The sequence below is a fragment of the Nonomuraea cavernae genome (genome assembly GCF_014646355.1).
Classification (GTDB): domain Bacteria; phylum Actinomycetota; class Actinomycetes; order Streptosporangiales; family Streptosporangiaceae; genus Nonomuraea; species Nonomuraea cavernae.
The window spans coordinates 270,610-284,548 of the sequence record NZ_BMNH01000001.1 but is presented as its reverse complement, the minus strand read 5'-3'; the positions used below and the strand labels follow the sequence as shown (position 1 = coordinate 284,548).

General features: G+C 74.6%; 13 protein-coding genes. 4 read left to right on the top strand and 9 right to left on the bottom strand.

Annotation, left to right across the window (positions count from 1 at the left end):
• Positions 1 to 16: 16 nt before the first annotated feature.
• Positions 17 to 1,180: a pyridoxal phosphate-dependent aminotransferase gene (locus IEY82_RS01315; protein ID WP_225261958.1), complete on the bottom strand. Its 1,164-nt coding sequence runs from the start codon at positions 1,178 to 1,180 to the stop codon at positions 17 to 19.
• Positions 1,181 to 1,397: 217 nt separating this feature from the next.
• Between IEY82_RS01315 and IEY82_RS01310 the strand changes: the two genes are divergently transcribed.
• From IEY82_RS01310 to IEY82_RS01300, 3 genes are read left to right on the top strand one after another with little or no spacing between them, the layout of a single operon-like run.
• Positions 1,398 to 2,156, top strand: a complete 759-nt coding sequence (locus IEY82_RS01310) for a carotenoid biosynthesis protein (RefSeq protein ID WP_189122067.1) — start codon at positions 1,398 to 1,400, stop codon at positions 2,154 to 2,156.
• Complete coding sequence (locus IEY82_RS01305; RefSeq protein ID WP_225261956.1) at positions 2,144 to 3,709, top strand: phytoene desaturase family protein; 1,566 nt, start codon at positions 2,144 to 2,146, stop codon at positions 3,707 to 3,709. Before IEY82_RS01310 ends, IEY82_RS01305 begins: the two co-directional genes overlap by 13 nt.
• Positions 3,706 to 4,956, top strand: coding sequence for a glycosyltransferase family 2 protein (locus IEY82_RS01300; protein WP_225261954.1), 1,251 nt, complete (start codon positions 3,706 to 3,708; stop codon positions 4,954 to 4,956). The genes IEY82_RS01305 and IEY82_RS01300 overlap by 4 nt, the downstream gene beginning before the upstream one ends.
• On the opposite strand, the gene IEY82_RS01295 is transcribed toward IEY82_RS01300, so the two are convergent.
• Positions 4,907 to 5,503: a glycerol-3-phosphate acyltransferase gene (locus IEY82_RS01295; protein ID WP_189122065.1), complete on the bottom strand. Its 597-nt coding sequence runs from the start codon at positions 5,501 to 5,503 to the stop codon at positions 4,907 to 4,909. The two genes, IEY82_RS01300 and IEY82_RS01295, sit on opposite strands and share 50 nt — an antisense overlap.
• On the opposite strand from IEY82_RS01295, the gene IEY82_RS01290 reads away from it, so the two are divergent.
• A complete protein-coding gene (locus tag IEY82_RS01290) occupies positions 5,478 to 6,299 on the top strand; it encodes a spheroidene monooxygenase (RefSeq protein WP_225261952.1) in 822 nt (273 codons plus the stop codon). The genes IEY82_RS01295 and IEY82_RS01290 overlap by 26 nt on opposite strands.
• Before the next feature lie 155 nt (positions 6,300 to 6,454).
• Here the strand turns inward: IEY82_RS01290 and plsX are convergent, their stop codons facing one another.
• The 7 genes from plsX to IEY82_RS01255 all read right to left on the bottom strand — a co-directional run bounded on the left by plsX (position 6,455) and on the right by IEY82_RS01255 (position 13,903).
• Complete coding sequence (gene plsX / locus IEY82_RS01285) at positions 6,455 to 7,450, bottom strand: phosphate acyltransferase PlsX (RefSeq protein ID WP_189122534.1); 996 nt, start codon at positions 7,448 to 7,450, stop codon at positions 6,455 to 6,457.
• Between the two features lie 74 nt (positions 7,451 to 7,524).
• A complete protein-coding gene (locus IEY82_RS01280) occupies positions 7,525 to 8,424 on the bottom strand; it encodes a phytoene/squalene synthase family protein (protein WP_189122064.1) in 900 nt (299 codons plus the stop codon).
• Entirely contained in the window at positions 8,421 to 9,887 is a 1,467-nt protein-coding gene (gene crtI / locus IEY82_RS01275) for a phytoene desaturase family protein (RefSeq protein WP_189122063.1), read from the bottom strand. Before crtI ends, IEY82_RS01280 begins: the two co-directional genes overlap by 4 nt.
• Positions 9,887 to 10,939 (bottom strand): polyprenyl synthetase family protein, encoded by a 1,053-nt coding sequence (locus IEY82_RS01270; RefSeq protein WP_189122062.1) that lies wholly within the window; start codon positions 10,937 to 10,939, stop codon positions 9,887 to 9,889. The genes crtI and IEY82_RS01270 overlap by 1 nt, the downstream gene beginning before the upstream one ends.
• 116 nt (positions 10,940 to 11,055) lie before the next feature.
• The gene (locus IEY82_RS01265) at positions 11,056 to 11,535 is read right to left on the bottom strand and encodes an RNA polymerase sigma factor (RefSeq protein ID WP_225261946.1); all 480 of its coding nucleotides are present in this window, start codon (positions 11,533 to 11,535) and stop codon (positions 11,056 to 11,058) included.
• A 79-nt stretch (positions 11,536 to 11,614) separates the two neighbouring features.
• Positions 11,615 to 12,523 (bottom strand): MerR family transcriptional regulator, encoded by a 909-nt coding sequence (locus IEY82_RS01260; protein WP_189122061.1) that lies wholly within the window; start codon positions 12,521 to 12,523, stop codon positions 11,615 to 11,617.
• A gap of 204 nt (positions 12,524 to 12,727) precedes the next feature.
• Positions 12,728 to 13,903 (bottom strand): anhydro-N-acetylmuramic acid kinase, encoded by a 1,176-nt coding sequence (locus IEY82_RS01255; RefSeq protein ID WP_308015905.1) that lies wholly within the window; start codon positions 13,901 to 13,903, stop codon positions 12,728 to 12,730.
• Positions 13,904 to 13,939 lie beyond the last annotated feature (36 nt).

Below are 13,939 nucleotides of genomic sequence, written 5' to 3'. Positions count from 1 at the left end.
TTGGCGGGTTCGCGGGTCAGGCGGACAACGGGTTGACCGCCCGGTGGTGCAGGCCGATGACGGGCATCTCGTGCAGGCTGCCCGAATAAAGGAACTGCGTCATGCCGACCAGCAGCCGCCGCACGTCCTCCTGAGGGCGCACCACCAGCCGGAGAAACTGGCTGGTGGTGCCCAGCTTGTTGCCGCACTCGCGGACGTACACACCGTGCTCGGTCAGCAGGTGGTCGCGCAGGGGCACCCCGTCATACCCCGGGGGTAGCTTCACCAGCAGGAAGTTGCCCTGCGAGGCGTAGACCGACAGCTCCGGCATGGTGCTGAGCTGCTGGAACATCACCCGCCGGTCCTGGCTGAGGCGCCTCAGGCTCTCCTGGTACTCGCCCATGCACTGCTTCATCATGAACACCACGACCTCGGCGAACGAGTTGAGGTTCCACTTCGGCAGCGCGTCCCTCACCTTGCCGGCCAGGGCCGGGTTGGCGACCAGGTAGCCGAACCTGATGCCGTGCAGCCCGAAGTTCTTGCCCAGGCTGCGCAGCACGATCACGTTCGGCCGCACCGCCGCCTCGGCGGCCACCCCCGGATACGGCTCGGCGTCCACGAAGTCGCCGAACGACTCGTCCACGATCACCAGGTCCAGGTCGATGAGCTGGTCGAGCAGCCGCAGCACCTCGTGCTTCGGCAGGTAGCCGCCGTCGGGGTTGTTGGGGTTGCAGATCACAGCCACGCGTGAGCCGCGCATGCGGACGAAGGACACGTAGTCGTTCACGTCGAGGGCGAAGTTGCGGCTCTCCAGCAGCGGATACATGTCGACCCGCTTGCCCGTCTCCAGCGGCTGGTCGGTCCACCGGCCGAAGGTGGGGATCGGCACCGCCAGGCTGCCGCGCACCAGCAGATGGTCGATCCAGGTGATCAGCTCGGTGGAGCCGTTGCCCATGGCGACCGTCTGGGGGTGAAGGCCGAGGGTGGAGCAGAGCTCCGCGGTGATCGTGTCCGCGCCACTGGGATAGAACTTGAGGATCGTCTCCAGGTTCCGCCCGAGATGCTCGAATATCTCCGGCGTCGGGAAGTACGGGTTGCACGGGATGCAGAAGTCGACCGGGGCCCGCTGCCCGGAGGACCCGCGCAGCAGTGAGAAGTACGAAGGGCTGTGCGCCTGTGTACGCAAGAGGCTGAGCTCCACGACACCTCCATGGACGCGGGTCCGGACGTGTGGAGGTACGCGCCCGCGCACCGACCGGTTCAGCCCGGCGCCTCCGGTTCCGGCGCGTGACAGACCGGAGCGGAAAGATTCCCCCATGTCGGCGGTTCGGTAGTAACCCCCGCACAACGCCTGGAGAGCATGGAAGCGACCCGGATGCGACGCAACCGAGCGCCGCCCGGATCCGAAGGATCAGGACATGGACGCTCTTCGCGATGCACCCGTCACCCGGCCCGCGCTGGGTCAGGCGCTGGGCGCGGTGTTCCTGTGCGCCATGGTCGCCGCCCAGGTGATGTCCGGGCTGAGCGACGACCCGCTGCCGTTCACCGGTGTCGTCGTGGCGCTGCTGGCGGTGAGCGCCGTGGGCTTCGCGGCGGCGGCGCTGGGCCGGCCGCGGGCCGTGGCCGCCTTCGGCGCGGCGGTGGCGGTCGGCTACCTGGCCGAGCTGGTCGGCGTCCACACCGGGTTCCCGTTCGGCGCCTACCACTACACCGGCGCGCTGTGGCCGCAGGTCGGCGGGGTGCCGCTGGTGGTGGCGCTGGCCTGGGGCGGCATGGGGCTGGCCGCGTACGGGATCGGCGCCACCGTCGGAGGGCGGGCCGGCGTGGTGGTCGGCGCGCTGGCGCTGACCGCGTGGGACCTGTTCCTCGACCCGCAGATGCTGCGGCTGGGGCTGTGGGTGTGGGCCGAGCCGGGCCCCTACCGCGGCGTCCCGCTGAGCAACCTGGCCGGCTGGCTTCTGGTGTCCCTACTGGTCATGGTGGTCGTCCGGCGGATCGCCGGGCCCGACCGCCCGGCCCGCGCCGGGCTGCCGGCGCTGTACACGACGATGGCCGCGATGGAGACGCTCGGCTTCGCGGCGGTGTTCCAGCCGCCCGATCCGCTCGTCGCGGCAGTGGGAGGGGTGGCGATGGGCACGTTCGCGGCGCTGGGATGGAGGCGGCTGTGGCTTCGGTGACCGTGGTGGGCGGCGGCTTCGGCGGCATGGCCGCCGCGCTCCTGCTGGCCCGGTGGGGCCACGAGGTCCGGCTGTACGAACGGCTGCCCCGGCTCGGTGGCAAGCTCGCCGAGCACCGTCGCGACGGGTTCACCTTCTCCCTCGGCCCCTCGCTGCTCACCATGCCGGACGTGTTCCGCGAGCTCGGGCTGGAACGGGAGCTGATCGAACCGGCCGAGCTGTGCCGCTACCGGTTCGCCGACGGCTCCCGGCTGACCGCCCGGCGCGACCCCGCCGAGATGGCCGCCGAGGTCGACCGCCTCGCCCCCGGGGAGGGCGCCGCCTGGCGGGCCTTCCACGCGTGGGCCGGCCGCTGCCTCGCCGCCGCCGGCCGTACCTTCTTCGCCGGACCCCTCACCCGCCCTCCCGAGCAGGCCCGTCCGGCCGACCTGCTCGCAGTCGCGCCCGGCCGCACCCTGCACGGCCTGGCCCGCCGCCACTTCCGCGACCCGCGCCTCGTCCAGTACGTCGACCGCTACGCCACCTACGCCGGCTCCGACCCGCACCGGGCGCCCGCCGCGCTCGGCTGCATCCCCGCCCTGGAGCACGGCCAGGGCGGCTGGTACGTGCCCGGCGGCCTGCCCCGGCTGGCCGACGACCTGGCGGCGCTGCTGGACAAGGCGGGCGTCGAGGTGCACCTGTCGGCTCCGGTGGCCGCCATCACCGCCGACGGCGACCGCGTCACCGGGCTGCGGCTGGCAGGTGGCGAGCGGGTGCCCGCCGACATCGTGGTGGCCAACACCGACGCCGCGAGCCTGTACGGCGACCTGCTGCCGCACCGGCGGCGGCTGCGCCGGATCGCCCGGCTGGGCCGGTCCTCGTCGGTGTTGCTGCTGCTGGCCGGCGTCGAAGGCCGCACCCCCGGGCTGGCGCACCACTCGATCGTCTTCTCCGCCGACTACCGGCAGGAGTTCGCCGACATCTTCGAACGCCGCGTGCCGCCGCGCGACCCGACCGTCTACATCGGCTGCTCGGCCGTCGACGACCCGTCGCAGGCGCCGGACGGCGCCGAGAACCAGGTCCTGCTCGTCAACGTGCCCGCCCGCGATCCGGGGCGGTGGCCGGTGTCCGTGGAGTCGTACCGGGATCTCGTGCTGGAACGGCTCGCCGAGCGCGGCCACGACCTGGCCGGGCGGCTGCGCTTCGTGGACACCTTCACCCCCGCCGACCTGCGCGACCGCTACGGAGCCTGGGGCGGAGCCATCTACGGCGCCGCCACCCACGGGACGCTCTCGCCGTTCCTGCGGCCCGGCAACCGGGGCCCCCGGCGCGGCCTCTACCTCGTGGGCGGCTCCGCCCACCCCGGCGGCGGCCTGCCCATGGTCACCCTGGGCGCCCGCATCGTGGCCGGGCTCGTCGCCCAGGACTTCCCCACGGCGGCGTCGCCGAGACGTGATGACCGACCGGGCTCCCGGATTCGCGTGGCCGGGGAGATCCGATCGGGCGGTCGGGCTCACGGCGAACCGGAGGGCCGATCGGTCGCTCGGGCTGTCGACGAAAGGGGGGGCCGGTGAGGATTCGGCCGCTTGTCGTCGCCCAGGCCGTCGCGGCCGTCGTCGTCGCCGCCCGTCTCGCCCGAGGCCGCGACCGCCTGCCGCCCCTGCGTCCCGCCACGCCACCCGCTGACGACCGGCTGTCCGGTGAGGTTCGGGCGCGGGCCATGAAGGCGCCCGGCGAGGCGGCCCGGATCGGGCGGGCCGACCGGGGGATCTTTGCGGGAGTGCCGCCACGTGAGGAGGAGGGCCGGGGCGAGGGGATCTCCGTGGTGGTGCCGGCGCGGGACGAGGAGCGGCGGATCGGGCCGTGCCTGCGGGCGGCGCTCGCCGACCCGTACGTCGACGAGGTGATCGTCGTGGACGACGGCTCGACCGACGGCACGGCGGCGCTGGCCGCGTCCCTGGGCGCCAAGGTGGTCACCGGCGCCCCGCTGCCCGCCGGGTGGGTCGGCAAACAGTGGGCGTTGCGCCAGGGAGTGGCCGCGGCGCGGGGGGACGTGGTCATCACGCTGGACGCCGACGCCCGGCCCGACCCTGGCCTGTTCGGAGCGGTGGCCGCCGCGCTCGACGGCCGCGACCTGGTCACCGTGGGACCTCGGTTCAGCTGCGACGGCGGCCTGGAGCAGGCGTCGCACGCGTCGATGCTGGCGACGCTGGTCTACCGGTTCGGCCCCATCGGCCCGGCCACTCCGCCCGCGCCGCACCGCGCGGTCGCCAACGGCCAGTGCATGGCGTTCCGGCGTGAGCGGATGCTCGCGGCCGACGGGTTCGCCCGGGTGCGCGACCGGATGACCGACGACGTCGCGCTGGCCCGCCATCTGGCGGGTGAGGGCTGGTCGGTCGCGTTCCTCGACGCGGGGGCGCTGCTGGAGGTCGACATGCACGACTCGACGGCGGAGCTCTGGCGCGAGTGGGGCCGGTCGCTGCCGCTGCGGGACGTGACCGGGCCCGGCTGGCAGGCGGCCGATCTGGCGGTCGTCTGGCTGACCGCCGCGCTGCCCGTGCTGCGGCTGGCGATCGGCCGCCCGTCCCGGCTCGACCTGGCGCTGCTGGCCGTACGGTGGCTGCTGGCCGGGGCGTTGCGCGGCAGCTACACCCGGCCCGGCGTCGGCCTGTGGCTCTCACCGCTGCTCGACCCCGCCACGGCGGTCCGCCTGACGCAGGCCACGCTGCGCCCGGTCCGCACCTGGCGGGGCCGCACCTACCCGCCGGCGGTCAGGGGCGCTGCGAGGCCAGGGCGGCCTGCCCGAAGCGCAGGCCGATGAGACAGAGCAGCGCGCCCGTCGCGGCCACCTGCGGGGCGGGGACGAACAGCAGGTGCAACACCGGCACACCGAACACGGCGACCCTGGCACCTACGGCGAACGACCGGGTCACCAGGGAGACGAGCACCAGCGCCAGAACGGCCAGCAGGAAGGCGGGCAGGCAGATGACGGCGACACCCCCGGCGAAGGCGAGGATCGAGCGACCGCCCCGGAACCCGGCGAACACCGGCCAGGCGTGGCCGAGCATGGCCCCCGCCACGGCCACGTACACGGGCAGCACACTCGGCGGCACCACGACCGCCCACTCGCCGACGTGCCCGCCTCCGGCGAACAGGCCGAGCAGCCCCGCCGCGGTGCCCTTCAGCGTGTCACCGGCGAACACCGGCACCGCGGCCCGCCAGCCCAGTTGCTCCTTCATGTTCCAGAAGCCCGGGTTGCGGTCGCCCACCTCCCGGGGGTCGAACCCGTGGGCGCGCGCGACCAGCAGGGCGACCGGCACCGAGCCGGCCAGGTAGCCACCGATGAGCGACACCAGCACAGCGACCATCGCTTCGTTCCACCTCATCCGATATGACACCGTCGGCGCGATGCGCCACATGGCCTTCGACCGGCCGGTGCTGCGGAGCATCGGCGGGTTGCGGTTCTGGCGGCTGCTGGGCACCGGCCGGGGCCCGAGCATGTCGCTGGGAGCCGATCTGCGCCGCTGGGCCCTGTTCGCGGTCTGGCGTGGTGAGCCGGACCTGGACGACTTCCTGCGGCGCTCGCCGATCGCGGGCCGCTGGCGGGACGAGGCGCGGGAGTCCTGGCACGTCCGCTTGCGCCCGCTGGCCGCCCGTGGAGCCTGGGGCGGCATCGACCCGTTCGCCCCCTTCACCCAGGCCGGGCGGCCCACTGTCGCCGCTGGGGTGACATCGCCCGGCGCCGCCGGACAGGATGCAACCGGTCTCGCCGGGGCCGTCGGACAGGACGCGGCCGGGCCCGTGGCGGTGCTGACGCGGGCGTCGATCCGGATCGGTCGGCTGGCGGCGTTCTACCGTGCGGTTCCGGCGGTGGACCAGGCGCTGCGCGAGCAGGAGGGACTGCTGGCCTCGGTCGGCATCGGCGAGTGGCCGCTGGCCCGCCAGGCCACCTTCTCCCTGTGGCGCGACGCGCACGCCGTCCGCGACTTCGCCTACCGCACCGCCGACCACCGGACGGTCATCACCCGCGTACGGGCCCACGACTGGTACGGCGAGGAGCTGTTCGCCCGCTTCACCCCGTACGGAAGCCAGGGCGCCTGGAACGGCGCCGACCCCCTCGCCGGCTTCGGCGTCGGCACCCACACCGGGAGCGGGACCGGGTGATCTGGCACCGGCACCGGCACCGGCACCGGGAGCGGGTGATCTGGCACCGGCACCGGCACCGGGAGCGGGTGATCTGGCACCGGCACCGGCACCGGGAGCGGGTGATCTGGCACCGGCACCGGCACCGGCACCGGCACCGGGAGCGGGTGATCTGGTCACGGCACCGGCTCCGTGGCGAGAGGCGCTGCGACTTGTGAGGTGATCCGGGCCGCCACGTCGGCGCGGGCCAGGTCGTGGGCCACCACGCAGGCGCGGGCGATGGTGGCGGCCGTGGCGGAGCCGTGGGCCACGACCGCGGTGCCCTTGAGCCCGAGCAGGGCGGCGCCGCCGTGGGTGCGCGGGTCGTAGCGGGCCGCCACCCCGGCGAGCTGGGCGGGCGAGGCGATCCCGGAGTCCGCGACCATGGCGAGCGCGGCGCGTACGGTGCCCTCGACGTTCTTCAGCACGACGTTGCCGGTGAAGCCGTCGGTGGCGATCACGTCCACGGTGCCGGCGAGCACGTCGTGGCCCTCGATGTTGCCGTGGAAGCGCACCGGCAGGCCGGGCAGGATCTCGGCGGCGCGGCGGGCCAGCCGGTTGCCCTTGCCGGGCTCGGAGCCGATGGACAGCAGCCCCGCCACCGGGTCGGCGACGCCCAGCACGACCCGCGCGTACGCCGCGCCGAGCAGCGCGAACTGGCCGACCATCTCCGGTGTGGGGTCGGCGGTCGCCCCGGCGTCGACCAGCACGCTGGCTCCGCCTCCCAGGGACGGCAATGCCACGGCCAGCGCGGGCCGCAGGACGCCCTCGGCCCGGCCGATCCCGCGCACGGCGCAGGCGACGACCGCTCCGGTGGACCCGGCCGACACGAAGGCGCCTCCCGCGCCCTGCCGCACCAGGTCGCAGCCCATCACGAGACTGGAGGAGGCGCTGGCGGCGGCGCGCGCGCCGGGCTCGGCCATGGGGACGGCGTCCGGCGCGTGCACCACGCCGACGTCGCGGGCCGCGCCGAGCCGGTTCAGCCGGTCGCGCAGCAGCGGCTCGCGGCCGACGAGGAGCACGGGCACGCCGTGTTCGCGCCAGGCGCGCACGGCGCCGTCCACGGTCTCGGCCGGGCCGTGGTCGCCACCCATCGCGTCCACCACGACGGTCGGCATCACGACGGTCGGCATCACGGCGGCCCCCGTGACGGCGGCCCCCGTGACGGCGGCCCCGGTCCTGGTGATCCCCGGGTCGGTGGTTCCCGTCAAGATGGCTCCAGCCGCAGCAGGCGTTCGGCCCGGCCGGTCGAGGCCGAGGCGATCAGGTGGCGGGCGAAGGTGACGACCCGGCGGCGGCGCGGCACCCGTGCCCGCCGGGCCAGCACGTCGTAGCCGCCGCGCTCGATCTCGGTGAGGATGCCGCCGTACAGCTCCACGGCGGCGCGCACGCACGGCCGTGAGGAGGGCACGAGCAGCTCGATGCCCTCGGCGGCGGCGCGGTAGTGCTCGCGCGCCCGGTCCGCCTCGAAGGCGAGCAGCTCTCGTACGGCGGGCCCGGCGTGCGCCCGGCGCAGGTCCTCCTCCTCGACCCCGAACTTGGCCAGGTCCTCCTGCGGCAGGTAGACGCGCTCCCTGGCGAGGTCCTCTGACACGTCGCGGAGGAAGTTGGTGAGCTGGAAGGCCAGGCCGAGTTGGCGGGCGGGCTCGCGGGCCCGCGCCTCCGCGCCGGACACGGGCTCCAGGATCGGCAGCATCATGGTGCCGATGACGGCCGCCGAGCCCTCCATGTAGCCGAGCAGGTCGTCGTAGCTCTGGTAGCGGGTCACCGACAGGTCGGCGCGCATCGCGCGCAGGAAGGCGTCGATGTCGTCGCGGGCGACGCCGAAGGAGCGGACCGTGTGCAGGAAGGCGGGCAGCACCGGGTCGCGCACCCGTTCGCCCGCCAGCCCGGCGGCCACCTCGGCGGCCAGCGTGTTGAGCGCGCCCGCCCGGTCGCCGGTCACGAGGAAGGAGTCGACGATCTCGTCGGCGTGGCGGGCGAAGCCGTACAGGGCGTGCACGTGCCGCCGCTTCCACGCGGGCAGCAGGCGGGTGGCCAGGTAGTAGGAGCGGCCGTAGCCGGCGTGCAGCCGGCGGCAGCGTTCGTAGCTGGCGGTGAGCGTCATCGCGCGGCCTCCAGGATGCGGTCGGCGGCCAGCCGGCCGGAGATCAGCACCGGCGGCACGCCCACTCCCGGAGCGGTGTACATGCCGGCGAAGTGCAGCCCGGGAACCCGCCTGGCCATGCCGGACGGGCGGAACCAGGCGGTCTGGGTGAAGCGATGGTCCAGTGCGAACGGGGTGCCCGCGCTGTGCCCGAGCCGCTGCCAGGCGGGCGGGTCCAGGACCAGGCCGGGGGCGTCGGACAGGGTGCCGTAGCCGAGGCCGGACAGCCGCTCGCGCAGGCGGTGCTCCAGCTCGGGCCGGAGCCGCCGCCAGTCGGCGCCCGTCAGGTTGGGGGCGGGCTCCAGCACGCTGAGCGTGGCGTGCCCGGCGGGCGCGGCGTCGGCGTCGCGCGGACAGGTGATCAGCAGGCTCGGGTCCGGCTGTGGCTGCCCGTTCTCCAGGGCGCTGAAGGTCTCCTTCCAGGTACGCCCGAAGTGCACGGTGTGGTGTGCCTGGTCGGGCAGCTCGTGGTCGAGCCCGGCGTGCAGCACCAGGCAGGACGGCGAGAAGCGGGGGCGGCGCCAGCGCCAGTCGACGGCCCGTTCGGGCAGCAGCCGGGCCGCGCGGGCGGCGGGCAGGTCGCAGGCGACCACCACGTGGCTCGCGGGCAGCCACTCGCCCCCGTCGAGCCGTACCCCCGTGACGCCGTCGCCGTCCGCCTCGACCCGGCTGGCGCGCACCCCGTAGCGCAGGCAGGCGCCCTTCTTCTCGGCCAGGGCGGCCAGCGCGCGCGGGATGGCGTGCATGCCGCCCCGCTCGGGGAAGTAGACGCCGCCGACGGTGTCCATGTGCGCGATCACCGCGTAGATGCCGAGTGCCCGCTGCGGTGACAGGCCCACGTACAGGGCCTGGAAGGTGTGGGCCCTGATCAGCCGCTCGTCGGTGAGGTGGGCGGCGGCGAGCCGGTCGAGCCGCCGGAAGCCGCCGAGGGCGGCCAGCCTGAGCAGGGTCAGCGGCCGGACCAGAGCGCGCGCCCGGGTCATGTCGGCGTCGATGAACGCGGGCCACTCCGCCTCGAACAGCTCACCGAGCCGCCGCCGGTAGGCGAGGTAACGGCCGGCCTCGGCCGGGCCGCAGAGTCGTCGCACCTGCTCGGCCATCTCCTCCCGCTCGGACACGATGTCCAGGTGGGAGCCGTCGTGGAAGGCCAGCCGATAGGCCGGGTCGAGGCGGCGCAGCGGCAGCCAGGACGCGAGGTCCTCGCCGGCGGCGGCGAACGTGTCGGCCAGCACGCCCGGCATGGTCAGGACCGACGGGCCGGTGTCGAACCGGTACGGGCCGGCGCTCGCGGTGCCGCAGCAGCCGCCGGGGCCGTCGGCCGCCTCGACCACGGTCACCTCGCGACCGGCCGCGGCGAGACGGACGGCGGCGGCCAGGCCGCCCAGGCCGGCGCCGACCACCACCACGGGCGCGTGCCGGCTCATCAGAACGTCCTCTCGGTGGCCAGGCCGGCGAGGTCGGCGAGGGCGACCACGGCGTCGGCCGGCAGCTCGCGGGCGACCGCCAGCGCGGCCGTGGACTCGCCGACCAGCTCGGCGATGCGTTCCTCGACCGCCGCCAGGGCGCCGCAGGACACGATCAGCTCGCGCGCGGCGGCGAGGTCGTCCTCGTCACGCAGGTGGTCGAGGAGCGCGGCGTCGCGCCCGGCCCGCGCGCGGGTCTGCGCGAGGAGGTAGGTGGCCTTGCCCTGCCGGAGGTCGTCCCCGGCGGGCTTGCCGGTGCCGGCCGGGTCGCCGAACACGCCCAGCACGTCGTCCCTCAGCTGGAACGCCTCGCCCAGCGGGATCGCGTACGAGCTCAGCCGCCGCCGGGTCTCCGGGGTGCCCCGCGCGATGGCGTGGCCGAGGTGCAGCGGCCGCTCGATGGTGTACTTGGCCGTCTTGTAGACCGAGATGTGCGCCGCCTGCCGCACGCCCACCGTGCCGCGCGCGGTCCAGGCCAGGTCCAGGTACTGGCCGCCGATCGCCTCCTGGCGCAGCAGGGTGAAGACCTCCAGCGCCGGGCCGAGGTCGTCGCCGGTGTCGAGCAGGGCGGCGTCGGCCCAGGTGAAGGCCAGCAGGCCGAGCAGGATCGCGGCCGACTCGCCGAACCGGCGGGGATCGCCCTGCCAGCGTGACTCCCGGTGCCGGTCGGCCAGGGCGAGGTGCGCGCTGACCCGGCCGCGCCGGGCGTCCGCCTGGTCCATGACGTCGTCGAGCAGCAGCGCCGCCGCGTGCATGATCTCGATGGCGCAGCCCGCCGCCAGGACCGCGTCGAGCCGGTCGTCCGTGCCGCCGGCCGCCCGGTGTCCCCAGTAGACGAACGACGGCCGCAGCCGCTTGCCGCCGTCGCGCACGAAGCCGGTCAGGAAGTCGCGCAGCGGCTCGGCGTCCTGTCCCAGGAAGGCGAGCCCGTCGCCCTGCCTGTCGAGGAACTTCTCCAGGCGGTCGTCGATCAGCTCGCGGACGGTGTCGGCCCGAGAAGTCACCGCGGTCATGGATGCCACTCCTCCGTCGCGAACGCTTCGCATCTGTTTCACACCCGTGCCCGATCGCCGGTATCGAGGCGTCCGGGGGCGCGTAAAGAACTGATGATCAACGGCTTCCTCTCGGGTCAGGTCAGGAGCGTCGCCAGCCGGTGCAGGCCACGGGAGGTTCTGGCCTTGACCGTGCCGAGCGGGATGCTGAGTCGTTCGGCGATCTCCCGCTGGCTCAGGCCGGCGTAGTAGGCCAGCACGATCGCCTCACGCTGGGCCACGGGCAGCTCGGCGAGCGCACGGTGCAGGCGGTCACGCTCGGCCAGCGTGGTGGCGCCGGTTCGCCCGTCGTCTCCGGCGGGCTCGGCCGCGTCGTCGAGCGGGACCGTGTGCGGCCTTCTGCGCCGCAGGTGGTCGACCGCGCGCTTGTGCGCGATGCCCAGCAGCCAGGCGCGCGGGCTGCGCCCGGGGTCGTAGCGGTCGCGCGAGCGCCACGCCTCGGTGAAGACCACCTGCAGCATGTCGTCCACGTCCTGCGAGGGGACGAACCTGCGCAGGTACGTCCGCACGGAGGGCGCATGGGTGCGGTAGATCTCGGAAACCTGGTCGGCCCCCACGGCGGCACCCTCCCAAATAAGTTACTCAAAACTTATTCAAACAGAGGCAAGTGAGTCCGCGCAACCGGTCACGGAAAGGTCAGTCCAGTGCGTCCAGCACGGCCGAGACGGCTTCGTCGAAGCTGTGAACCCGTACGACCCCGCGCGGCAGCGGCTCCCACCAGCCGTTTCCGCCCACGACGAGCCGGGGCGGAGGCCGCAGCGCGGGCAGCGCCGCGAGCGGGGCCGGATCACCGGTCGTCTCCTGCTGCGACCAGACGAACACCACGGCCGGCCCGAGCCGGCGCATCGCGGTCGCCAGCGCCGAGTTGGGCACCCGCGCGCCCAGTGTCCGCGCGTCGACGCCCCGCTCGGCCAGCCCGGCGGCCAGCGCGTGCACCGGCAGGCTGTGCTGTTCGTCCTCGGCGCAGGCCAGCAGGACGGCCCTGCCGGTCACCGGCACCGGGTGGCGCTCGGCGTAGCGGTGCAGCTCGGCGAGCAGCCGGTCGGAGAACAGGTGCTCGACGTCGATGCCCGAGCCGGTGCGCGCCTGCGTGCGGCAGATCCGGTCGAAGACCGGCAGCACCAGCTCCTGCCAGGTCCAGCGCACGCCGCGGCTGTCGAGTGCGGCGGCCACGGCGGCGGCGACGGTGGGGCCGTCGAGCGCGTCGGCCGCCCGCGCCAGCCGCGCCATCGACGGCACCGCCACCCCCCGCGGCCCGGCAGGAGCCTCCGCGGGAGGGGAGGGCAGGGAGAGGCGCAGCGCCTGGGCGGCCGCGTCGGCGGGCGCGATGCCGGACTTGATCAGCCGGTTCATCTCCTCCAGGCGCAGCAGGTCACCCTCGTCGTAGCGCCGGTGACCGCCCGGGCTGCGGCGGCTCGGTCCCAGGCCGTAGCGCTGGTTCCAGGTGCGCAACGTGGGCGCGGGCACGCCGAGCCGCCGCGCGACCGCTCCGATGCCGTAGCCGGGTCCCGCGTCGTCGGCGCCGTTCGCTCCTGACTCCACCATGGGATTCTTTCGGAATTTCCAGGCCAGGGGTTCCGCTCGCCGGCTACACGGCCGAAGTTCGTTCCGCCACAGGCGTGTACGCGACCGGCGGCGCGTCGTCAGCACGGCCATCGGGGAAGACGCCCCCTGGTCTCAGCCGCCGGGTCTCACGCCGCCGGCGGCGCCAGGTCGCCCGCACCCGCCCGCCCGTCGCCACTCGTGGGCTCATCGGCGCAGTGTGAGCGACCGCGGCCGGTCGGTGATCGGCATGGGCAGGACGAGCGGTTCCGCGCCGGGCGTGAGCGTGCCGAGGACGCGGGCGGCGCGCGCGCCGGTCCCGGCGGGCACGGTGCCCGGCAGGCCGTGGGCGGTGCACCAGCCGATCAGCGCGAAGGCGATCGCCTCCTTCTCGTCCGCCGGAGCGCCGTACTCGTCGGTGAACGTGAGTCGCACGCCGGGGAGCGCCTCGCGCAGGCCGTTCGTCATCACGGGGTTGCGGGCGCCGCCGCCGGAGACGACGAGCAGGTCAGCGCCCGAGGCCAGCACCTCGCGGGCGACCGTGCGGACGGTCAGCTCGGTCAGGGTCGCGACCAGGTCGGCGTCACCGGGACGGCGGCCCGACCTGGCGATCGCCTCCTCGACGTAGGCGAGGTGGAACAGCTCCTTGCCGGTGCTCTTCGGCGTCGGCAGCCGGTAGTAGGGCTCGTCGAGCAGCACGTCGAGCAGCCGCTCGTCCACCTGGCCCGAGGCGGCGATCCGGCCGTCCTCGTCGAAGCCCCGCTCGCTCAGCCCCCTGCTCGACACGACGGCGTCGACCAGCGCGTTGGCCGGCCCGATGTCGTAGGCGACGAGGTCGTCAGGGCCGCGCACCACGGTCATGTTGGAGATGCCGCCCAGGTTGAGCGCCGCCGCGACCCCTTGGTGCCCGGCGAGCAGCAGGGCGTCGAGCACGGAGACCAGCGGGGCGCCGTGGCCGCCCGCCGTGATGTCGCGGATCCGTACGTCCGACAGCACGGGAGCGCCCGTCCGCTCGGCGATCCAGGCGGGCTGGCCGATCTGCAGCGTGCCGAGCGCGTGCGCCTCGTCCACCCAGTGGAACACCGTCTGGCCGTGCGACACGACGAGGTCGACCGGGCCGGCCTCGTCGATCGCCGCGGCCGCGACGTCGGCGAAGCTCTGTCCGATGAGGGTGTCGAGGACGCACACCTCGGCGAGCGTCGTCGGCGCCGGAGGCAGCGCCGCGACCAGCCGGGCGCGCAGCTCCGGCGGGTACGGTGTGCTCGCGGTGAACTCCACCGTGCCGGTGAGCGTGCCGCCTGCCAGGCCGAAGTCGACCACGGCGACGTCGATGCCGTCGTGGGAGGTGCCGGAGATCATGCCGAGGATTCGCATCTGCGTCATCCGCGAACGGACCTGACCTCGGAGCGGTCTTGCCGC

Coding starts and splice junctions, on each gene's coding strand:
- IEY82_RS01310 (WP_189122067.1), top strand. CDS start 1,398: ATGGACGCTCTTCGCGATGCACCCGTCACCCGGCCCGCGCTGGGTCAG.
- IEY82_RS01290 (WP_225261952.1), top strand. CDS start 5,478: ATGAGCGACACCAGCACAGCGACCATCGCTTCGTTCCACCTCATCCGA.
- IEY82_RS01295 (WP_189122065.1), bottom strand. CDS start 5,503: ATGGTCGCTGTGCTGGTGTCGCTCATCGGTGGCTACCTGGCCGGCTCG.
- plsX (WP_189122534.1), bottom strand. CDS start 7,450: ATGCCGACCGTCGTGATGCCGACCGTCGTGGTGGACGCGATGGGTGGC.
- IEY82_RS01280 (WP_189122064.1), bottom strand. CDS start 8,424: ATGACGCTCACCGCCAGCTACGAACGCTGCCGCCGGCTGCACGCCGGC.
- crtI (WP_189122063.1), bottom strand. CDS start 9,887: ATGAGCCGGCACGCGCCCGTGGTGGTGGTCGGCGCCGGCCTGGGCGGC.
- IEY82_RS01270 (WP_189122062.1), bottom strand. CDS start 10,939: ATGACCGCGGTGACTTCTCGGGCCGACACCGTCCGCGAGCTGATCGAC.
- IEY82_RS01260 (WP_189122061.1), bottom strand. CDS start 12,523: ATGGTGGAGTCAGGAGCGAACGGCGCCGACGACGCGGGACCCGGCTAC.
- IEY82_RS01255 (WP_308015905.1), bottom strand. CDS start 13,903: ATGACGCAGATGCGAATCCTCGGCATGATCTCCGGCACCTCCCACGAC.